This window comes from Allomuricauda sp. R78024 (genome assembly GCF_044596045.1).
GTDB lineage: Bacteria > Bacteroidota > Bacteroidia > Flavobacteriales > Flavobacteriaceae > Flagellimonas.
This window is the reverse complement of sequence record NZ_CP138995.1, coordinates 2,693,952-2,716,475: the sequence shown is the minus strand read 5'-3', so window position 1 is coordinate 2,716,475 and position 22,524 is coordinate 2,693,952. Positions and strand designations below refer to the sequence as shown.

At 37.0% G+C, this 22,524-nt stretch carries 20 protein-coding genes; 8 read left to right on the top strand and 12 right to left on the bottom strand.

Annotated features, from left to right (window positions below; genetic code table 11):
* Nucleotides 1-122 precede the first annotated feature (122 nt).
* A complete protein-coding gene (locus tag SJY44_RS12200) occupies nt 123-3,125 on the top strand; it encodes a carboxypeptidase-like regulatory domain-containing protein (protein WP_396589931.1) in 3,003 nt (1,000 codons plus the stop codon).
* Nucleotides 3,126-3,141: 16 nt separating this feature from the next.
* On the opposite strand, the gene SJY44_RS12195 is transcribed toward SJY44_RS12200, so the two are convergent.
* The 8 genes from SJY44_RS12195 to SJY44_RS12160 form a co-directional block, all read right to left on the bottom strand.
* Nucleotides 3,142-4,566 carry an amidohydrolase gene (locus SJY44_RS12195; RefSeq protein ID WP_396589930.1) on the bottom strand — a complete coding sequence of 475 codons (1,425 nt, stop codon included), beginning with the start codon at nt 4,564-4,566 and terminating at the stop codon, nt 3,142-3,144.
* A gap of 76 nt (nt 4,567-4,642) precedes the next feature.
* Complete coding sequence (locus SJY44_RS12190; RefSeq protein ID WP_396589929.1) at nt 4,643-5,197, bottom strand: RidA family protein; 555 nt, start codon at nt 5,195-5,197, stop codon at nt 4,643-4,645.
* Nucleotides 5,198-5,293: 96 nt separating this feature from the next.
* Nucleotides 5,294-6,289: a UDP-3-O-(3-hydroxymyristoyl)glucosamine N-acyltransferase gene (gene lpxD, locus SJY44_RS12185; protein ID WP_396589928.1), complete on the bottom strand. Its 996-nt coding sequence runs from the start codon at nt 6,287-6,289 to the stop codon at nt 5,294-5,296.
* 813 nt (nt 6,290-7,102) lie between these two features.
* Complete coding sequence (locus SJY44_RS12180; protein ID WP_396589927.1) at nt 7,103-7,753, bottom strand: CPBP family intramembrane glutamic endopeptidase; 651 nt, start codon at nt 7,751-7,753, stop codon at nt 7,103-7,105.
* Nucleotides 7,754-7,869: 116 nt separating this feature from the next.
* On the bottom strand, nt 7,870-8,697 hold the full coding sequence (locus SJY44_RS12175; protein ID WP_396589926.1) for a LytR/AlgR family response regulator transcription factor: 828 nt from the start codon (nt 8,695-8,697) through the stop codon (nt 7,870-7,872).
* 341 nt (nt 8,698-9,038) lie between these two features.
* Entirely contained in the window at nt 9,039-9,743 is a 705-nt protein-coding gene (locus tag SJY44_RS12170; RefSeq protein WP_396589925.1) for a hypothetical protein, read from the bottom strand.
* A 248-nt stretch (nt 9,744-9,991) separates the two neighbouring features.
* On the bottom strand, nt 9,992-11,092 hold the full coding sequence (locus SJY44_RS12165) for a hypothetical protein (RefSeq protein ID WP_396589924.1): 1,101 nt from the start codon (nt 11,090-11,092) through the stop codon (nt 9,992-9,994).
* Between the two features lie 103 nt (nt 11,093-11,195).
* Nucleotides 11,196-12,653 carry a hypothetical protein gene (locus SJY44_RS12160; protein WP_396589923.1) on the bottom strand — a complete coding sequence of 486 codons (1,458 nt, stop codon included), beginning with the start codon at nt 12,651-12,653 and terminating at the stop codon, nt 11,196-11,198.
* A gap of 150 nt (nt 12,654-12,803) precedes the next feature.
* Here SJY44_RS12160 and SJY44_RS12155 point away from each other — a divergent pair, with 150 nt between their 5' ends.
* Nucleotides 12,804-13,649, top strand: coding sequence for a 1,4-dihydroxy-2-naphthoyl-CoA synthase (locus SJY44_RS12155; protein WP_396589922.1), 846 nt, complete (start codon nt 12,804-12,806; stop codon nt 13,647-13,649).
* 290 nt (nt 13,650-13,939) lie between these two features.
* Here the strand turns inward: SJY44_RS12155 and SJY44_RS12150 are convergent, their stop codons facing one another.
* Nucleotides 13,940-15,274 carry a serine hydrolase domain-containing protein gene (locus SJY44_RS12150; protein WP_396589921.1) on the bottom strand — a complete coding sequence of 445 codons (1,335 nt, stop codon included), beginning with the start codon at nt 15,272-15,274 and terminating at the stop codon, nt 13,940-13,942.
* A gap of 50 nt (nt 15,275-15,324) precedes the next feature.
* Between SJY44_RS12150 and SJY44_RS12145 the strand changes: the two genes are divergently transcribed.
* Genes SJY44_RS12145 through SJY44_RS12130 form a run of 4 tightly spaced genes read left to right on the top strand, consistent with a single transcriptional unit; the run spans nt 15,325 to nt 18,803 of the window.
* Nucleotides 15,325-16,197, top strand: coding sequence for a pirin family protein (locus SJY44_RS12145; protein WP_396589920.1), 873 nt, complete (start codon nt 15,325-15,327; stop codon nt 16,195-16,197).
* A gap of 46 nt (nt 16,198-16,243) precedes the next feature.
* Nucleotides 16,244-16,666: a hypothetical protein gene (locus SJY44_RS12140; RefSeq protein ID WP_298926669.1), complete on the top strand. Its 423-nt coding sequence runs from the start codon at nt 16,244-16,246 to the stop codon at nt 16,664-16,666.
* A 6-nt stretch (nt 16,667-16,672) separates the two neighbouring features.
* On the top strand, nt 16,673-17,332 hold the full coding sequence (locus tag SJY44_RS12135; RefSeq protein WP_396589919.1) for a peptidoglycan recognition family protein: 660 nt from the start codon (nt 16,673-16,675) through the stop codon (nt 17,330-17,332).
* A 4-nt stretch (nt 17,333-17,336) separates the two neighbouring features.
* A complete protein-coding gene (locus tag SJY44_RS12130; RefSeq protein ID WP_396589918.1) occupies nt 17,337-18,803 on the top strand; it encodes a M14 family zinc carboxypeptidase in 1,467 nt (488 codons plus the stop codon).
* On the opposite strand, the gene SJY44_RS12125 is transcribed toward SJY44_RS12130, so the two are convergent.
* Entirely contained in the window at nt 18,800-18,967 is a 168-nt protein-coding gene (locus SJY44_RS12125) for a hypothetical protein (RefSeq protein ID WP_298926661.1), read from the bottom strand. The two genes, SJY44_RS12130 and SJY44_RS12125, sit on opposite strands and share 4 nt — an antisense overlap.
* 148 nt (nt 18,968-19,115) lie before the next feature.
* Between SJY44_RS12125 and SJY44_RS12120 the strand changes: the two genes are divergently transcribed.
* Nucleotides 19,116-19,718, top strand: coding sequence for a DUF1080 domain-containing protein (locus SJY44_RS12120; RefSeq protein ID WP_396589917.1), 603 nt, complete (start codon nt 19,116-19,118; stop codon nt 19,716-19,718).
* Nucleotides 19,719-19,732: 14 nt separating this feature from the next.
* Here SJY44_RS12120 and SJY44_RS12115 read toward each other — a convergent pair whose 3' ends face one another.
* Nucleotides 19,733-20,686, bottom strand: coding sequence for a DUF1080 domain-containing protein (locus SJY44_RS12115; protein ID WP_396589916.1), 954 nt, complete (start codon nt 20,684-20,686; stop codon nt 19,733-19,735).
* 97 nt (nt 20,687-20,783) lie between these two features.
* The gene (locus tag SJY44_RS12110; protein ID WP_396589915.1) at nt 20,784-21,872 is read right to left on the bottom strand and encodes a VWA domain-containing protein; all 1,089 of its coding nucleotides are present in this window, start codon (nt 21,870-21,872) and stop codon (nt 20,784-20,786) included.
* A 182-nt stretch (nt 21,873-22,054) separates the two neighbouring features.
* Between SJY44_RS12110 and SJY44_RS12105 the strand changes: the two genes are divergently transcribed.
* Nucleotides 22,055-22,516, top strand: coding sequence for a (2Fe-2S)-binding protein (locus SJY44_RS12105; protein WP_298926648.1), 462 nt, complete (start codon nt 22,055-22,057; stop codon nt 22,514-22,516).
* The last annotated feature ends 8 nt before the right edge of the window (nt 22,517-22,524 follow it).

Below are 22,524 nucleotides of genomic sequence, written 5' to 3'. Positions count from 1 at the left end.
ACATGGGGGGGCAACTATTTTTAATCCTTTAGAAACTTGTCATTTCGAAATGAAAATAATATTGATTAATTGACGAAGGAATATTTAACCATTTTATTAGCTTAGGGGAAATAAATTCTTCTATGAGTGGTTTAAGGGTAGTTTTTCTGGTATTTATTTTTGTGTTTTACAACCAATTAAATGGTCAAATCTCTGTTAAAGGCACTATTATTGAATTTGATTCAGGTAAACCTGTAGATTTTGCCAATATTGGAGTTATAGATAGGGCCAAAGGAACCGTTTCAGATTTTGATGGCACTTTTAAATTCGAGTTGGATGAAAATGAAATCAATCAAAAAGACACCCTTCAAATATCTAGAATAGGCTATAAAACACTCAAATTTTCTACCCAAGCGTTTCTCGATATTCTAAAAATCAATCCAACCATTGCACTGGAACCGGTACCTTATCAGCTTGAAGGGGTTACTGTTAAAAGTAGTGATGCTGACAAAAGACGAGTTGGGTATCAAAGCAGTTCCAAACGGCTCTTCGGATTTTGGAATGATAGTCTGGCCCTGGGCGGAGAGCATGCTTCTAAAATATTGTTGCGACGTGGACCTTTGAAACTGGAAGATGTTTCCTTTAATATCATCGCCAATATCTCGGACAGTTTGTTGGTACGTGTAAACGTGTATGAGTTTGAAAATGGGCTTCCCGGTAAAAATATCTCCAATGGGAATATTTTGCACACCATAAGACAACGTCAAGGTACTATTGCAATAGACCTTTCCCCCTATAATATAGTAGTGGATTCCCATTTTGTTATAAGCTTAGAACTTTTGAAAATTTACGGGAGTAGGGTAGGTATTGGAATTTCCGCCTTTGATGATGGGTCTAGGTCATATACCAGGTTATTGAGTCAAGATCGGTGGAAACGCATGCGAAAAGGATTTACCATTGCTTTCAACCTAAACACCTCAGCTGTAGAGAAAGAAGAAAAGATTGTTGAAACAAAAGCCAAGCTTAGAGATAAATCCAACAACATAATGCTACTTTGGGACACTTCGCTATCCATGGAGGATAGAGATTTGGATAAAGAATTCCGTTTTCTGGACAACTACTTTAAAAACTGGGGGGATGTACAGGTAACTTTTCAACCGATGGGCTATCATCTTGGGGAAAGAACGTCTCATAACATTAGTAACGGTAATTGGGATACGCTAAAAAAGGCCATTGAATCCACTACTTATGATGGGGCCATTGATCACAGGCTTTGGCAAAAAATAAAAACCTCTCAACAAACCTTGTTCTTTACCGATGGGAAAAACTTTTCCGTGGATGCTACCAAAGACTGGTACGGAACGCTGTTTACCATAAGCGGTGATAATACTGCCAATCACACTCTACTTAAAGAAATTGCAGAAGACCATGGAGGCAACTACATCAATCTGGAAAAACTGGATAATATGGCGCTGGCGGTTCAATTTACGGAGCGCTATATGGTGGACAATTTGGAATACACAAACCGAACGGCTCAGAAGTTTTCTGAGGTTACGGGTAGTGTAGGTGATTTGGATACCCCCTTACAAAATGTGCTGGTTAAGGTGCGAGATAGTGATAGACAAACCAGGACAAATTCTAGAGGTAATTTTTCCATTGAAGCACTTAATGGGGAGGTTTTGGATTTTTCATACCCAGGAAGAGAGGCTACTTCAACAGTGGTAAATACATCGGCACGAATGCTGAAGATCATTATGCCCGTAGGTGTAACGGCCTTGGATGAAGTGGTATTGGAGGAAAATGCGAGATTAAAGGAACTTCACAAACCCATAAACAAAAATATCAATACACGTTATGGTGTTCTGGACATGAATAAAGTTGGTTTTAGTGTTAAGCAAATGGAAGGTTCGGAAATTAGTATAGCAGCACAGACACTAATGGATGCTCTAGAAGGCAAATTTGCAGGTATTGACGTGGTAAGAAAATATCCAGAAGATTATGAAATAGTAATGTACAGGAGAAAGCCAATGTCTTGGGACGTAGACGGGCATGTATATCCTGCTGATAATCCTCCATTACACATTAGCCTTCAAAATATAAAAGACATTACGTTAATGCCAGCTGCTTGGTCAGCTGCCAGGTATGGTAGTTTGGCTCCTGGTGGAATCATCATTGTGCGTACCATAAGCAATACATTTGATGATATAGAAGTCACTGAAGATTCTAAAAACAAATCACAAAACACATACTCCAATGATGCTATTGAGCTGGCCAATGGTTTAGCAAGCAAGCCACTTTATACACAAAGAATAGCAAATTCGCCTACAGTGGATAAGGCCTACACACAATATGTTAGTGATAGAAAAAACTATGGGCACACCCCCAGTTTTTATTTTGAAGCCAGCAAAATCTTTGATGATCATTGGAACGATCCAAGAAAAGCAAACAGTATTAAGTCAAATCTATTGGAGCAATTTCCCGAGCAAATAGATGCACTCAAAATTCTTGCTTATGCCCATGAGGAAGAACAGCAAAAGCAAGAAGCCCTTTCCATTTATAAACAAATTCATGCCATTAAAGAGACTCCACAGGCAAAACGGGATTTAGCAAAAATGCTTGTTGAAGTAGGGGAGTATAAAAAGGCATGGAATATGTACAAGAGTTACATTGCTATACAGAACATACTTGAAAACAATGGCTTGGACCAAATTGTTAAAGAAGAGATGCTAAATCTGTTGCAAAGCCATAGCGAGGAAATTGGGGTAGACAAATCCAAATTCACGTTTGGGGAACAAAGTAATTTTAGCTTATTGGTTGAATGGAATGACCCCAATACCCAATTTGAGCTTCAATTTGTAAATCCTCAAGGCCAGTATTATAATTGGAACAATGCGACAGAAATTGCTAATGAAAAACGGTTGCAAGGTGCGCTATCTGAAAGTTTTGACATTGATGATATGCAGCAAGGACAATGGTTGATTAATATGACTTATTTAGGCAATCAAGTTAATTTGCCTACTTACTTAAAGTTTACGCTTAGGAACAACCAAACCAATGAGGAAGATGTAAAAATGATTACGTTACGACAGCGAAATGTAAAATATAAAGTCATGAACTTGTCCAATAACGGGATGCTTCCGTATTAGAGATTTGTCACATGTTTTATTTCCGGTAGTCCAGAGCGGGTTTTCTATCTCCCAATAGTGCTTCATACTTAAAATCAGCACCCCTTCTCTCATTGAACTCAGCTTTCACTTCGTTCAATAATTTAGGTGATTTATAAATATCAATTGCGGTAAGCGCCATTGTTTTTGCAGCTACCATCATCCCCTTAAAACCAATTGATGTACCTCCCGCAGCAACCGCCTGCCAGCTATGTGGTGGTGTTCCGGGTACCCAGGTTGCTGTTCTAATTGCAGCAGTAGGTGCATTCCAGCTAACATCGCCTGTATCTGCAGAGGCTTTACCATAAGTAAAAACCATTGGTGCAATGGCACTCGCATTGGACAATGGTTTCGCTGCTCCCAAGCTCTCTTGCAATTCCTTCGCAAAATCAATGTCTTGTTGGGTATAATTAACACCCCCAACGATGGATAAATTTGTATGCATTAGTGTAGCTAAGGCTTCATTGGGTAATCTTTCATAAGTTCCGCCGATAATTTCAAAGGTCATCGTAGTTTCTGTTCCAATCGCGGCGCCTTCAGCAGCTTTAACAACTCTATCCCAAACAGCTTTTACTTCTTCTCTGTTGGCATGGCGAACTACATAGTAGACCTCTGCTTCCGCTGGAACAATATTAGGGGCATCACCACCTTTTGTAATAACGTAATGGATACGGGTAGACTCTGTAGTGTGCTCTCTCAACATATTTACCAAATCGTTCATTCCTTCAACGCCATCAAGTGCGGAACGCCCTAACTGCGGAGCTGCGGCGGCATGAGAGGAATTCCCCTGAAATCTAAATTTTCCTGAAATCGTTGCAAGATTGGTCCCTGGGTTAGAATTATTGGCATCCCACGGGTGCCATGAAACAATCGCATCTATATCATCAAAAAGTCCTGCACGTACCATATATACTTTTCCAGAGCCTCCTTCTTCGGCTGGAGTGCCATAAAACCTAATTGTTCCAGATTTTCCTGATTGTTTGAGCCAATCTTTTGCTGCAATAGCTGCAGCCATTGAACCTGTGCCAAATAGATGATGTCCACAAGCTTGTCCTGGCGCTCCATCAACTCTTGCTTTAAAAACTGGTTCTGCCGCTTGAGACATGCCCGGGAGTGCATCAAACTCACCTAAAATTCCTATCACCGGTGTTCCAGAGCCATATGTGGCAGTGAACGCAGTAGGGATGCCTGCAACTCCCTTTTCTATGGTGAACCCTTCTTTACTGAGTTCCTCTTGCAAAAGGGCAGAACTATTCTCCTCTAGATACCCTAACTCAGGATTTTCCCATAATTCGTTTGCAATGCCAGCATAATGGTCATATTTAGACTCCATAGCATCGATTATCTTTTTCTTGTCTTTTTGTGCAAGGGCAAAAGAAGAAACAAGAACGACTAGGGATGTAAGTAGAATACGTTTTTTCATTTTATGGTGATTTTGAACGAAGTTCGATGAATTTTCCCTTAAAATCAAGAGGATATAAGTTCTATGGTAAACAACTTCAATCGCTTACTTCAACAATAGTCTCTACTTCACATGCCAGGTTCCAGGGCAAAGAACCCATCCCAACAGCGGATCTTGCATGTCTACCTCTTTCTCCGAAAACCTCAATCAATACATCAGAATACCCATTGATCACCTGCGGATGGTTTTCAAAGGAAGCATCGCAATTTACCATTCCCAATACTTTTACAATTCTCACCACCTTGTTCAAATCCCCAATCTCTTCTTTCAATACTGATAAATGGTTGATTGCAGTCAACCGAGCTGCTTCATACCCTTGTTCAACGGTTAAATCTGTTCCTACTTTCCCTATGGTACGTTCCCCGTCATGGGATATTGGGCCATTTCCAGATAAATAGATTAGGTTGTTGCTTCTGTTGGCCAATTTAATTTTTAGGCCTGGCGGAATTTTTGGAGTATGCAGTTCAATGCCTAACTCAGCTATTTTTTCTTCTACATCATAGTCATATAGCGGAGTTTCTTTTTTTTCTTCTTTTACTTGTGATATGCAACTTGTGAATAGAATAAGAAGTGAGAAGTATAAATATTTCATAGTGTTGTTTTAAATAGTGCTGCTGAATAGATGAGATAAGCATCAACGGTTTAAAACGAATTTCGATGAATTTTAATTCATAATCAAGAAGTTGTGCTATTGGTTTTTAGTAAGGCGTCTTACAGCGACCCATTGTTTTAACATATCTCTGGCATCTTGTGCCGGGTAACCTAAAACCGTTTTTCCCGCTTCCACATCATTCATAACTCCAGAGCCAGCACCAACGGTGGCACCTGAATGTATGATGGTGTGGTCTTTAATAGAGGCGCTTCCACCAATAATAACACCATCACCTAAAGTAACAGAACCTGCAAGTCCACTATGTCCTGCCATAATACAAGAACGTCCCATAACGCTGTTGTGAGCTATTTGCACCTGGTTATCAATTTTACAACCGTCACCAACAATAGTGGAGCTGAATTTTGCTCTATCCACACACGAATTGGCACCAATTTCAACATAATGCCCAATGATGACATTCCCTATCTGCGGTATCTTAACCAGTCCTCTGCCATCCTCGCTTGGTCTATATCCAAATCCATCAGCCCCAATGCTCACATTAGCATGAAAAATGCAATGACTGCCAATAATACAACGCTCACGAATGACGGTTCCGGACCAAACAACAGTATTATCACCGATAGCGGTTTCATCAAACACACAAACATTTGGGTATAAAATTACTCCGCTGCCCAATTCTACATCTTTACCTACATAACAATTTGCACCAATCTTACAGCCATCACCAATTTTTGCGGTTTCATGTATCACGGCAGTTGGGTGTATATCTGTATCAAAAACAGGTGTTGAAGGATTAAAAAGCTCCAATATTTCTGCCATGGCCAAATCGACATTTTTTACTTTAAGGAAAGCACGATTTTCGCCAGGTTCAATGTTTTCATTACAGCTTACAAGGGCAACGCTGGCTTTTGAATCTGCCCAAAACCGCTCATATTTTTTACTTCCAATAAATGTGATTTGATTACAGCTTGCTTTTTGCAATTCCTCAGGGCCTTCAATTTTTTGGGTGGTATCGCCTATTAGCTCGCCCTTTAAAATGTTGTTGATTTCACTTACGGAGTACGATGTCATTATAGTTTTGGTGTTGGTTAGTTGTTTGTAAATCTAACGGGAAAAAAGTGAAATCAAGATTATTTTTCAATGCAAGTATTTTAACAGGTCATTTATTCACATTTAAAAACCCCAAATTTCATTTGAATTTATCCCGTTTAATAACGATTTTACCTAAAATAAGAAACTGTAAGATGCACGATTACATGCCTGACTGAAGAAATTCTCAAGAGGCCTTTTGCTTGCTTCGATGTGGTTTATTATTTGTCCCTAAGGTTCTCAATAACCTGGGTGACCACCCAAAAAATAATGGCTTTTCCTTCAGCTAATTACGTGTGAAAGAATAAGTATTCCCCGTCTGGCATTACACTACCATATATATCCTCAAGTTAGGTGTTTATGTCTTCTCCCATATTAATAACAGGTCCCCACGAATCATTTTCTTGGCGAAAACTGATATACAAATCCGAATCACCGTACCTACCTTCTCGTTCACTATCCCAAATTAAATAACTTTCATCTGGTGCAATGAAGGGGTGAGCTATCCATAGGAAAAACTTCAGGAATTATACCTGGCGGTTTTTGGCCAAGGAGAGAATTTTCTAAGGGTGGAAAGCTAGAAGCTTTTTCAATATTTTCTTGGGCAAAGACAGTGTTTAATGCTATAACGATTGTCCGTATTAATAAGTTAGTAGTTTTTGTGTTCTACTTATGCTAACATGTTTGGCATCCATTAAGATATGGTCTCGTTTAATGTGTTGCAATATGCGACAACGAAGTTCGTTGATTTTCGCTATAAGCTCAAAAAATGTAATGCCCTAGATCCAAGCATTCTTAACTCCAACCATAATATATAAATACCAAAGCAGTGGTATCAAAAAAACCATGAGCAGCAATATTGAACCACAAGTCGTCTTTACGGATATGAAAAATGATGGCATATAGCATACCCAGAATTCCTGTTAGTATTTGACCACTTATTCCTTGATACGCGTGAATCCACCCAAAAATAAACCCAAAGATTAGAATATTAACTACAAGACTTATTTTGCTAGAACCAAAGAACTTGGTAAACTGTCTCATTAAATATCCTCTAAAGACAATTTCTTCACCAAATGCTGCTGATATCCAAATAAAAACAAGTAAAATCATTGTGGCAGGCAAGTTCCCCGTATAAGTTTCAAAGGCAGAAAAGTCCATGGGTTGTCCTGTAAGATGCGTCACACCTGGCACCATTATGTAGTAATAAAACAGAAAAAGAGTTGTACCAAATAGTGGCGCTGTTACTAATAGACTTTTTGCATTTATTCTTTTACGTTGAAAGCCTAAAGACTTAAAACAATCTTTTTTATACTCTATAGCACTTGCCAATAATAATATTAATGCTGCTATGATTATTTGATCATATCTTGATAGGTATAGAATACAGCAAAGAATAACGGCGATTACAGGTATTAGTTTTGTAGTTAAAAAGGTCTTATTCATTTTTTTTATCGTTTTTAATTTTAAACGAAGTAAAAACGATAAAGCAAGATAAACAGTGATATACAGACCATTTTTACTGAATGGTAGCAAAACAATAGCTGAATAATCATTGTATTTTATAGCTTACCCTCTAACCAGTTCATAAATTCTTGTTTTTTATACCTACTAATGTTTATCTGAAAAGGTTTTTTGCTGGCAATAGTAGGTTTGAGTAGCACAGATAGTTTTCCATTTTCTATGGACTGTACTTGTTTAACAGAGCGGGGGTGAAGGATTATTTGTCTATTTGCTCTAAAAAAACTTTGTTCGCTGATTTTACTTTCAACTTCATTTAAAGTGAAATCAGTAATAATGGAACTTCCATCAGTTTTTATTACGTATACTATTTTGTTTTCACTGTATATAAAGGCAATTTCAGGATACTTAACTAAGGTTAGTTTACCACCTTGTTGAACTTTAAGTGTGCCTTTTATGGAGATAAGCTTGTGGAGTTTATAAATATCAGGTGCAAATAAAATGGCAATTAGGAGCGTGTTCAGTAGTAAGGTAACCAATAGCCCTGTTAGTAGATAATAAATATTGTATGATTCAGTTCCATTAATGAAACCATTTAAACCAAAATACAAAGAGATATATAGTATGGTAATATAGCCTAACGTTGAAAACAGGAAACGTAATAGTAGTTGCGTGTTCGTTTTTTTAGCGAAGTATTTGTTTTTATAATATTTGAAATTAAAGCTAGCGATAAGAAATACTACACTTCCTGCAATAATTGAAACAAGAATAGGCAATAAAGGAAATTTATAATCTCTATGAAACGGGAAATTTTCTGGCTCCGTAAGATGATTGACTAAAATAGATAGCATTATAATTATAAAGCCATTTCTCACCCAAAAATTTGAAAAACGAATATGCTTTTTAAAAGAATTTATTATGGTTTTCATTAAAAATTTTAATCTATAGTCTTGTTCTTTTAAGTTTATGCATAAGGTTTAAGATATGTTCTCGTTTTAGGGAACAATATCAACCAACAACGAAGTTCGTTGATTTTCCCTATAAACTCAAAAAATGTAATGTTCTAGTCCCAAGCGTTCTTAACAGCTAAGCAACTATTTTATTCTAGTTGTCAAAATCATATAAATAGAAGAAAAATAGGAGGCAGGAAGGTGGTTTCGATATGGTTTGTTGCGTGGTTAAGCACGTAATTTAGCAAATAAAAACCGAATAGGAAATCCGAAAGGATTTTCGTAAGTAGGCTAGAACTAGCAATAAATTATATACGGTGTTACCCAACGTTTTTTTCTTTCAGAATTTGTTCTGCTACTTTAATTGCTTCCTTTTGATATTTACTTTTATTTTCAACAATATATTTTAGTTCCTCTTTAGTTTTTACCTTATAACTTTCTTTCAGTTTTTCGGTTCTACTTTTCGGCTTGTATTCTATTGGTTTTAATTCAATTCCTTGTTCCGTTTCTGATTTGTCAATATATGGAATAAGTCTAAATCTGTACTTTGTGTCTTTAACTTTATCTTCTTCTAATAAAAAGTCCTGAAGTAAAGTCGTAAGATAATATCGGTCTCCATTATCAAAGGTCAAGTCCCAATATCCAAAATCAGAGAAAATTGTTGGAATTCGATAGTTTTTGTCAATTGCATTTTGCCAATATTTTCCAAGATTGTAAATTGAATGTTTAACTTCATTCAGTGAATATTCTTTAGTTATTCCGTTTTCAATAATTGAAATTTTATTGGAATTCTTGTCAATAGAAAATTCCGTTTTTTTATTGTTCTTATAATAGTTTATTAAAAGATAAATTGCTGGTCCGTTAAACAGAATGAAAAATTGTCCAATTGTAATTAGAATTACAGTCGGATTATAAACTTTAAAAAAGAAATAGTTCAAAACATACAACAGAAATAGAATAATAAGATTTGTTCTTATTAATCTCAATATAGACTTTGAATTTAATTTGTAAGTTGCTGTCTTCAAATGTTGGGTAACGTTTAAGATATGGTCTCGTTTTAATGAGCTATATCAACCGATAACGAAGTTCATTGATTTTTCTCACAGAATCAAGCGGTTATACCCTAGGTTATCCCATATTTTTCAACAGCTTATCTCATGTGATATAAGACCCAATGCAATACCAGAGAAGAATTTAATTTTCTCAATCACTATGCTTTCGGGAAAATAATCAGAAGAAGACACATTAGGGCTTAAACAAACTCAAATAGAGTCTATTTTAAGTGTTCATTTGCTATATCAAAGTTAAAAGAAGCTTTACCCAATGTCGCTTTCCAAAAATTAAAGAGACTTCCCCATGAGTCATTGGGGTCGCTTTTTAATGCAAAATTTTCAAGATTGGAATTTAGCGTATCTATTTTATCTTGAGAGAGATTATCGGTAGAAACCACAACCACCAGCGCATTAAACTCCGTCTGGGCGTTTTCAGAAGAGGGGACACGAGCGCCGTTTTCGGCAATAATATCTTCTGGAGTTAAAATAGTAATGGCATCAGCTGTAAATACACCAAATTCCGAGGTTGAACTTGGGTTCTCCGCTACGGTTACTGCTTCAAGCTCACTGGCATTGATGAGTCCCATGGCGTAAAGCTCCAAATTTGAATAAGGCACTGAATTTCCGCCATTTGCTACCAAGCCAAACCCAACTTCACCATCTACCAAGCCTCGGTATGTGTTACTTCCTAAATCTTCAATTTCGTCAAAACCACCCAATTGTCCGCCAACACTTGAGTAACCCCAATGACCGCCAGCAGTGGTAGGGATAAGGCCATGATTACTCCAGTAATGTAGTATCTCATGCAAAAATGGGCCATTTCTTATATACTCTACCCTTGGCATATGGATGACCGTTTTAAGTTTTCCGGCGGAACCAAACGCAGCAGTATTGTTCCAAACACTTCTTCCAAGACCCTGTATATCATTTTTTGCCGGGGTGGACAACCCAAAGTACAGACCAGCTGGTTGTGAGTCTTCTACATTGAGAATGATGATAAAATCATAATCATCATTAAAATACTCATATACTTTATTTGAGACCATTTGCATATCCCCCTCGTCCGTAATGAATTTGTTGTACTCACTTTCAGAAAGTATAAGATTAGTGAACATCTGTTCCTCATCTATAGTGAAACCAGTTTCAAGAGTTAGGGTATCGGGAGTATCTGTATTGTCGGGATTATCAACCACCTCTTCATCGGAATCAGGCATGTCTTGTGCTGATTCATCAATACCGTCTTCTTCCTTGCTACAAGAAAGAATTAAGACGGAGAGAAAAAGAAATGTAAATAGATGAATATAAGATTTGAGGCTATGCATAGTGTTCTTGTTTAATAAGTTGAACGCATGGCAACAAAACATATTTTAAATGGAGTAGGGATCTCGATAAAGTGCAACTGAGTATTGCATAGCATATTTAAGATTATTTAAGAACATCTATATCCAGAAGTTGTGGTGTTAAACCTTCATGCCTTTCGAAAATGGGGAAAGCCCCTTTCTTGACCTCTATTATTCGTAAAGGGTATTCTTGAATAAGTTCTTTTTGTTTTTCGTAATATAATTCATCATACGATTCTCCGAATACTTCTATACTTTGAGCATTGCGTAAATCAAGTACCGCCGCAAAGGAGTTTTGAACTACAAAGAAATAGTCTTTAAAAATTGTATCCTTGTTGAAAGAAATAGTGATTACATAGTCAGGATGCTTTTTAATCAAGTCTTTTATATGCTCCCGAAATTCTGAGGCGGAAATTTGTTTATTATTCAACAAGTATACATTTGAATGAATAAGCTCCACTAAAATCTCAAAGTGACCTTTTTCACTTCCATGGAAATTTTTAGAATGGTATTGATTGACCATTGAAAACATATAATTTTTATAATATTTCCGGTCCAACTCAAAATCCTTGGGAACCACCCCATAGCTTAAATATGAGATATTAAGGTTAGCTAGTTCTTTTTTTAAAAGCTGTAAATAGTCCATTTTTATTGATGGAGAGATATTTAACTGAAATTGCACACTGTTACGTATTCCTGACCATCGTCTATTTTTTTCTTCAAGTATTTTGTCAGGTAATGTTTCAAAAGAAAAATATTCGCTGTCCATTATAAGTAAGGGCTCAGAGTTTAAACTGTCATGAATATCAATCATATAAATCCGTTCTATTCTTTCTTGGTTATTCTGTATTTCAAAATAGTCTGATTCAGGCAATTCCAAATTATGCTGATGATAAATATTTTTGCTCAAGACATATTCATTGAGTGACTTATAGTCTACAATATTGATTCTAGATAGTCCAAAAGACATTAATGAAATAATAAGTGCCGAACCCAACATCCACTTGAACCCAATGAATTTGTATTTCCGTAAAAACCCAACCCAGGTTTGAAGAAACAACACAACAATAATCAATACGAATAAGTAATTGTACTTGGGGTAAAAACTAAAAACATAAAAATCGGCACTGGTATATGAAGTGCTGAACAGAACTGCATACATTACAGCCAGTTTTGAGAACCAAGCAAGAAAAAACCAATTTAAAACCTTGTGGTCTGTGACAATTTGCATTCTATGTCTATAGTTTTTCTCATAAATTCTTTTAGGTCTTTCAAACCAAATGGAAAAGCAAATAGATTGCCCCAAGATAGTCGATAGAAATGCATAAAAAAGGTTGTAAAAATTCACCTCTTCTTCAGATAATATCCAGATATCAAAAAAATCGGATATATGAAAGACTCGAAGAATTTCCCTGGACATGTATAGCAGAAAATAAAAAGTAACCGCATAGCAAGTACCTACTATAATCCCAGAAAAAAATGTAAAATTTGATTTTTGGATTAGATTGGGTGATTCTTTTAAAAAATTTCTTGGTATTGCCATATCAATTGGTCTACAGTAATATGTTGATAGATTTAATATTTTGTTACAATCAAAAGGCTACCAACATTATTATTTACAAAAAACCAATGCAAATTTAGGAGACACTTTAGAATCAAGCAATCTATTTATCTTTGAGCAAATACTTTTTGAATGACAAAGACACCCAAATGGCAGACCGCCATAGAATTTGAAGATATCACCTATAAAAAATGCGAAGGTGTTGCCCGTATTGCCTTTAATAGGCCCAATGTGCGTAACGCTTTTAGACCTCATACCACCAGTGAATTAATTAAAGCTTTTTATGATGCGCAGGAAGATACTTCTATTGGAGTAGTGCTACTTTCTGCTGAAGGACCATCTACCAAAGATGGCATTTGGTCATTTTGTAGTGGTGGTGATCAAAAGGCTAGGGGACACCAGGGTTATGTTGGCCAAGACGGTCAACACCGATTGAATATTTTAGAAGTACAGCGAATGATTCGTTTTATGCCCAAAGTGGTCATTGCTGTGGTACCTGGCTGGGCCGTGGGTGGCGGACACAGCCTACATGTAGTGTGTGATATGACCCTTGCCAGTAAAGAACATGCCATTTTTAAGCAGACGGATGCTGATGTTACCAGTTTTGACGGGGGTTATGGCTCCGCTTACCTTGCAAAAATGGTAGGGCAGAAGAAAGCAAGGGAAATTTTCTTTTTGGGAAGAAATTATTCGGCACAAGAAGCCTTTGAAATGGGAATGGTCAATGCTGTAATTCCACATGATGAATTGGAGGCTACTGCCTATCAATGGGCGCAGGAGGTATTGGAAAAATCGCCTACCTCTATTAAAATGCTCAAGTTTGCCATGAACCTAACGGATGATGGAATGGTAGGGCAACAGGTATTTGCTGGCGAAGCTACACGTCTGGCCTATATGACCGATGAGGCCAAAGAAGGTAGAAATGCATTCTTGGAAAAACGCAAACCTGATTTTGGAGAAGATAAATGGTTGCCTTAATACCCGTTCACTGTCAATACTTCGACAGGCTCAGTATGACAGGCTCAGTATAATCAGTTCAATCATTTCATAAATAGTGTAAATAACAAAAGACCCTATGGGTCAAACTAAAAAGAGCCTTGCCGTTAAGGACAAGACTCTTTTACGAGAACACTATATGAAAATGAAAAAATTTATTTTTTGTTATTATTACGATGTAAATGTAGCACCAGTGTTCCCGCAAATGAAATTATTGTTGTGAAGGGCCGTTTTATTGTGGTTTACGCTAAATTTTAATATAAAATATCGATTTACTGTACAGATTTAACGACCTCTGACAAGAATGTATTTACATCAAAAAGAGGATCTTGCGCCAATCCTGTGCGTACAATGACCAAATCTTTGGACGGAATTACAAACACATATTGCCCTTCATGACCATTGCATGAAAACAAATCTTTTGGAGCATCTGGATACCTGCCATTTACATTCAGCCAGAAATGTGCGCCGTATGTACCATCAGAATGAGGTGTCGGTTCTGTAATGTAATCTACCCAAGCGGTATTAAAAAGTTGTTCTCCATTCCATAAACCCTTATCCAAATATAATTGTCCAAAACGTGCCCAGTCCCTTGTGCTTGCCCAGGCGTAAGAAGATCCAACATAGTTTCCAGCTATATCCGCTTCCATAACCATGGAATACATTCCTATTTTGTCAATTAAGGCTGAATAAGGAAAATCCAAATATTCTTGATGCGACCTGAATTGCTGTCTCAAGATTCCAGAAAGCAGATTTGTGGTACCAGAAGAATAGTTCCAAATTTCTGTCGGCTTGGCGATTGCCTTTTTTTCTTTTTGGGCTTTGGTCATATCACTATCCAAAAACAGCATTTTTGTAACATCGGAGATTTTGGTGTAATCTTCTTCCCATTCTAGGCCGCTCTGCATGCGTAATAAATGATTTAAGGTGATATCCTTTCGTTCATCCTGTTTCCACTCCGCAATGGGGGCAGGCCAATCCATTCCCAATTTTCCTTGATGTTCTAAGATTCCATAACAGGTTGCCAACACACTTTTGGCCATGGACCATCCTAAAACAGGCGTGTCTTTGGTAAATCCATCTATATATTTTTCAGTTACTAGATGTCCTTTATATAAAACTAGAAGCGTTCTGGTTTTTTGTACATCAGCATTAGAAAAGGCGGTTGCCACTGCTTTGTTCAACTGGGCCATATCAATTTTTGGAAAGACCGTGTCTTTTGGATTAAGTTGACCGTATGGGTAAGGAATGGTATCAGAAGCTCTATTTCGATTTGGTTTTAACGTAAACTCACTTGAATCGTAATCATCGTTTATGAGTACAGTTCCCAACCCTTCTCTATAGACGGATTGACGTTGCATGAACCCATAAACAGACGAAGATGCCAATTTATTTGCATTATCAACTTCAGTTTCGGCCAATTTGATGAGCGGGACATTGTTGTCGTATTGGGTAATGGATTCAGCAGACCTTTCAGCGACAAAAACGCTAGAAGCCATATTTTTAGCGGCATACCCAGAGATGATGTTCAGTTTGGTGTAGTTTAAGTATACTAGAACACCAATAGTAATAAGCAAGAGGATTAGTACACGTTTAAGTAGTTTCATAGCATAAGATTTGTTGTAACTTTCAGGGACTAAATATAAACATTTACTTCATGTCCAATCTAGGAATGATTATAGAAGAAAGAAGCCGAGATATTGGTGATTTTCTAGTGGGTAGACTGATTCCTTTCAGAAAGAAAAGGATGATAGGCCCTTTTATTTTTATAGATCATATGGGGCCGACAACGCTTGGGCCATCAAAATACATGGATGTAGATCAACATCCGCATATTGGGTTATCAACTTTGACCTTCATGCTGGAAGGAGAAATAATGCATCAAGATAGCATTGGAACCCAACAGCGCATAAGTCCAGGTTCTGTGAATTGGATGACTGCCGGTAAGGGAGTTTCCCATTCAGAAAGAACCCCAAAGGATATGCGTAACGGCAAAGTGTTTTCTGCCCATGGCTATCAAATCTGGATTGCACTCCCAAAGGAGTTGGAAGATATGGAACCAGAATTTCACCATATTGATGGAGCAGATTTGCCAAAATGGAATGATGGTGATGCGGAGTTCACTTTGGTAGCTGGCGGAGGTTATGGAAAAAAGTCTCCAGTCCCAACGTATTCGTCACTTTTTATGGTTGAAGTAAAAAATTCATCAACCTATGAACTTAATGTTCATGGAAATCTTAAAGGGGAAATAGGGATTTGTATTGTGGAAGGAGGGATACTGGCTTGCGAAGAGGATATAGGAAAAGGAAATATACTGGTATCAAAAGTTGAGGATACTTGCAAAATTACACTGAAGCCCAACTCTCATTTGCTTTTATTTGGTGGTGAGCCGTTTGAAGAAGAACGCCATATCTATTGGAATTTTGTTTCGTCAAGTAAGGAGAAAATTGATTTGGCAAAAAAGAACTGGGAGAACAAAACTTTCCCCATGATGGACCATGACGGTTCTTATGTGCCGCTTCCAAAATAATGCAGGTAGATTTTATATCTTTAAATGCCAACCCTAATAAAATTTATTGAAGAAGTTAATCCTTTGTTTGTTGATGCTAACTGCTTGTAAAGAGAAATCTGAACCCATTAAGAAAAGTAATTGGGATTGGAAGACTATTGAAGTTACTGCTTCTGCTTACAATTCGGTGGCATGGCAAACCACGAGTACCAATCCAGATATTGCAGCATGGGGAGATACCCTAAGACCTGGAATGAACTGTATTGCGGTATCTAGAGATTTGTTATATCAAGGGTTAAGGCACAACACTATGGTAATGATCGATACTTTTCCGGACACCTTTTATGTGAAGGATAAAATGAATAGAAGGTGGAAAAACAGAATCGATATTTATATGGGGAAGGATATTAAAAAAGCAAGGGAATGGGGAAAACGAAAACTAAGTATTTGCTATGCCATTCCTATTGATACTATTACATCATCTAAATAGACATACGTGAGAAGAATTGGATTAATTGTATTTATAATAAGTGTAATATGGTCATGTAATGTTCAAAAGACGATTGTAGACAGACCCATTGTGTTTGATGAAGAACGTATTGTACTAACAAAGGAATATCTATCACAACGATATAACTTAGAACAAGAAACTGCGGAGATTGTTCCCAAAATAGTCGTATTACATTGGACGGCCATTCCAACCCTTAAAAAATCTTTTGAAGCTTTTGAAAAATCAACCTTGCCAAATTGGAGGCCAGATATTGAAAGTGTGAGTGGTTTGAATGTTTCTTCCCATTTTCTAGTGGACCAAGACGGCACCATTTATCGGTTAATGCCAGAAACCACAATGGCCAGACATGTAATTGGGTTAAATCATTGTGCAATAGGCGTTGAAAACGTTGGAGGAACCAAGGAAACACCGCTGACCAGAAAACAATTAAAAGCCAATATTTTCTTGGTAGAACATTTGGCAACGAAATATAATATTGAGTATGTAATTGGGCATCAAGAATATACCCAGTTTGAAGGACATCCATTATGGCTGGAAGTAGATGATGGATACCGAACCGAAAAGACTGATCCAGGAATGGATTTCATGAAAAAAGTGCGAAAAGCGACAAAAAGATTTAATTTTAAACCTGTTCCATCAAAATAAGAGCATGCAGAAAAAAATAGTATTATTCCTTATAGGGTGTTTTAGTTTAACAACGTATTCCCAAGAAACCATAACATCTAGATTATATGAGACCTATGAGGAGTTTAAAGAACCCTCTTTGGATAAAAGGAGAATAAAACATCAACAGATACAGCCATTAATTGAAAGGTTTGAGGCAAATCCTAAATTTGAAGTACAAAAAGTTGGGAAATCCATAGAAGGCCGAGATTTAAGCTTGATTAGCATTGGGTCTGGGGAAACCAACATTTTTTTGTGGTCCCAAATGCATGGAGATGAACCAACCGCCACTCAGGCCATTTTTGATATTCTCAACTTTTTAGATGCACCAGTTTTTAAGGAGGAAAAAGATGAAATTCTTTCAAAACTCAAACTTCATTTTTTGCCGATGCTCAATCCGGATGGGGCAGAGGTATATCAAAGAAGAAATGCTTTAGGAATTGATATCAACAGAGATGCTTTAAGATTGCAGTCACCGGAAGGGAGAACATTAAAAAGACTTCGTGATAGTTTAGATGCAAAGTTTGGTTTTAATCTTCATGATCAAAGCACCTATTACAATGCTGAATTAACCAATAAACCTGCTACCATTTCCTATTTGGCGACCGCTTTTAATTATGAAAAGGATATTAATGATGTGCGCTCAAATGCAATGAAGGTCATTGTCTATATGAACAATATCATTCAGAAATATGCTCCAGGACAGGTAGGGAGATACAATGATGATTTTGAACCTCGGGCTTTTGGAGATAATATTGCTAAATGGGGGACAAGCCTTATTTTAATTGAATCTGGTGGATATGCCAATGATACAGAAAAGCAGGAAATACGAAAGCTAAACTATGTTTCCATCCTTTCTGCGCTATATACCATAGCAAAAAATAGCTATCAAGATATTCCAATTGAGGATTACGAAAAAATACCCCATAATGATCGTAAACTCTTCGATTTAAAACTGGAACATGTGACTTACGAGCTTTTAGGAAAGGAATACATATTGGACTTGGGCATACACCGCCAAGAAGTAGACGATGAAAAGCATGAATCTTTTTATTATAAAAGTATTGTTGTTGATCAGGGCGATCTATCCACGTTTTATGGCTATGAAACATTTGATGCAACAGGATACAAAATAGTGCCCGCAAAACTTTATCCCAGAGCGATAAATACCAATACCAGAAATACATGGAATGCTGAAAATAGCCCTTTCAAATCTGGGTATGGGTATTTTAAATCTGACTTTTTATCACCCATTCCTTATACAGAATTGCCCGGCCATTTTGTATCGGAATCTTATAAAATACAGGATTTCAAACTTCAACCCGGTGTAAACCCGACTTTCTTTTTAGAAAAAGGAGGAGAATTGACCCATGCTGTTATTAATGGTTTCTTGATAGATTTATCAAAACCCATAGAAACACAAAACTTTGGGAATGGTTTGATTTACCGTTAGTACCCATATTGAATATTAATCTCTGGACCATATTTCAATAATAGTACCAGCATAATCAATAATACACCTACAATTGAGGAGAACAAGGAAAGTACCAAGCCTTTATACCAATTGGAAAGAGGACCTATAGCACTGTTTTTAATAATTTCTTTTACTACATCCATAGCATTTTTTTTGAGTTAAACTTTTGAATAGTTTATTGGGATGTAATTAGTTGTTGTCTATATGTTTAAAACAACTATTGGTCTAAAAACCCTACTAATAAGTTCAAAGAATCAGTACCTTGAATATCTAATCAAGCATTTTTTGAACATGAAAAACAGTCTTTTTACACTTTTAATCGTATTGCTATTTCAGGCAGGCAATGCACAAGAAACCACAATCAATTTGTTTAATGGGGAGGACCTGGAAGGTTGGGTCAATCATGGTACTGAAAAATGGTATGTTGAAAATGGGGAACTCGTTTGCGAGAGTGGCCCTGATGCCGATTACGGGTATTTAAGCACCAAAGATTTTTATAAAAACTTTGAACTCACTGTTGAGTTTAAACAAGAAAACAATGGCAATAGTGGTGTTTTTATTAGATCAACTTTTGAAGGAACCAAGGTAACAGGATGGCAAGTAGAAGTTGCCCCCCCAGAACATAGTTCTGGGGGCATCTATGAGTCTTATGGTCGTGGTTGGTTAATAAAACCAGAACTTGAAAAAGATAAGGCATTAAAAATGGGGGAGTGGAATACCATGAAAATTCTAGCGGTTGGACCAAATATTACAACGTGGTTAAACGGTGTAGAAATGGTTAAACTTACTGATGAAAAAATAGGCAAGGGAGAAGGTGCCATTGCACTGCAAATTCATGATGGGGGAGGAATCAAGGTAAGGTGGCGTAATATCCAGCTTAAACGTATCAACTAAAATTCAATAGAAATCTATTCGTAAGAAGGCAATTTAATTGGTGTCACCACAAAGCTTTTAAATTCAACCGGGCCATGATCTCCTTGAATCATGAAAGAACCAGGTTGCCATTCTCTGCTGTCCAAAGCTCCTCCTGTAATTCCTGGTATAGTTTGGTCGTTGATTATCGTTTTACCATTAGCTACAATGGTGACTCTTCTTCCGATAAGGGTAATATCATAAGTTTGCCATTCATTTGCAGCTTTAGCTGCATTTTCATTGGGTTCTAAAAATCCGTAGATACCTCCAAAATAAATGTCAGAAGGCTCAAGACCTATATTATCCGCTATTTGGACTTCATAACGCCCACGAAGATAGATACCGCTATTACTGCCTTCTGGGTATCGAAACTCCGTATGTAATTTAAAATCCATGAATTTTTCATCACTAATCAGATTTACTCCAGATTTAGGACTGGTCAATATCCCATCCTTAACCACCCACTGACTATAACCATCCGTATTCCAACCAGATAAATCCTTGCCATTAAAAAGAACTAAGGGCTTATCCCATTCCGGGTTTTCGTTGTGATCCAGTTTTGGAGATTTAACCCCTTTCCAATTCCATGTGGTTCTATTGGTATATTGCATTGTTCCCTTTAAAGTATTACCCTCCAAAGTCCCTTCAAACCTCATGTCTTCTCCTTCGGGTTCCCATTGGCGTGGAATACTAAAACTGAATGTATTATTTTGAGTTTTTATTTCTGCAACAGGCCTTGCGCTTCCAAAAGCAAAAACAAAGCGACCAACCAGGGTAGCATGCCCTGAATGTCTAATTTCTAACCAGGAAGGAACTGTCTTTCCTTCAAATTCCATCTCAATATCCCATCTACCTTCCAAAGGATTTGCTTCTTGACTGTTTACATTGAAAGAGCAAAGAACAACAAAGGTGAAAATGAAGATGAAGTGAAATTTTTTAGTAGAAATCATAACAAAGGTATTTTCGTTTTGTGCCAAGATAATACTTTATAAAAGACACATACAAACGATTTTGTTATAGTGTTTCAAATGGTTGTTTATGAGAAGATTATTCGCATCCTCCTGTAAACCCATCAGCGCTGAACTTTGTTTGTACAGCTCCTTGAAGACCTCCGTTACTTAATTGGATCACCAAGTTGTTGTTTCCACTGCCATCCCGTTTAGGAGTACAATATTCAAACAGGTAAAAACTATTTGCCTGTTCAGAAACACGCTGGGAAATCTGTGTAAATGTGGTTTCCAACTCTTCTTTGTTTCCAGCAAAAACGCTAGCTGTTTTTCCAATTTCGGTTAACACATCGGTATCAATTTCAGCACCAAGACCAATGGTGAAAAAGGAAATATTACGATTTGCATCATTGACAGCTTTTAGAGCAGCTTCTTCTGTAAAACGGGATGCTTGGTCTGTACCATCGGTAAATAAAACAATAGAAGCAGCACCTATTACCGAAGCCTGATTGTTTTCTTGAATTAGATCTTCTGCAATGTTCGTTGATTTAATAACTGCACCATACAAGTCAGTTGAAGGATCATTGCTAATGTCAGCTGTAATACCATCAATGGCAGCAGTAAGTTCTGTTGCAGAAGATGTTAATGGGTTAAGAAGGTGTAATTCATTTTCTCCATCGAACCAATAAATCGCCATTTTAAAAGAGTCTGTTTCAGGTGATGGAATCACATTGGTAACAAAACTCGTTGAAGCTGTCTTTAGTTCTTCTAGACTGCTTTCTAACACACTATTGCTCAAATCCAGAATCAATAAAGTGTTATTGCTAAAAACTTGGGAGTTTGAAGAAATTCTGGCTTGAGACTCTGAGGATGAAATGGTGTTAAAACAATCATCATTTCTACCTTGCTCATATATGGTAAATTGGTTTGCTGTTAAACCAGAAATGGGGTTTCCTTGAAGATCAGAAACTTTGAACAGAATGGAAACTTTACCAGGCAATGTCGTAAACTGCTCCTGAATGGACAACAGTAATTCGTTATCTTCAAAACCGAGGCAATTGTCCGGGTCTTTCCCTTGTCCTAATTCGCCTTGATTGATATCAAAATTCACGTCATCATCCGCATTTCCACATGAGAAAAGAGCGAAGGTAAAAATTGAAATAAGGAGGTATTGCAATACATTTTTCATTTTATAATAGTTGAGGTTCTGTTTGCAAAACGCTCATTTTGTTTGAAAATTACCTTACAAACCAACAATAGATTTAAAGAAAAGTTAAAAAAAGTCTTGTCTTGTTAAAAAAAAACCAATCAAACCAAATTTTGGTAACTTCAACAAGAAATCTAATTGAAATTCAATCAATTCAAGAAACTATGCCAACGTATCAAATTAAAGTCAATGGAGAATCCAAAACAGTAGATGTTTCTGAGGACACTCCAGTTTTATGGGTGCTAAGAGATCATTTAGATTTGGTCGGCACCAAGTATGGATGTGGAATTGGACAATGTGGTGCATGCACCATTCATGTAGATGGTACAGCTATGAGAAGTTGTTCCATGACATTGGCCCAACTAGACGGTAAAGCTATTACCACTATAGAAGGATTATCTGAAGACGGAACTCACCCAATACAAGAAGCGTGGAAAGAAGTAGATGTTCCACAATGCGGTTATTGCCAGGCTGGACAAATTATGACGGCTTCAGCTTTTTTAGAAAGCAATCCCAATCCTTCAGAGGATGACGTTAAAAATGCAATGCATGGAAACATTTGCAGATGTGCATCCTACTCCAGAATCCGAAAAGCTGTAATGATTGCAGCTGAAAACATGGATTAATTTAACGC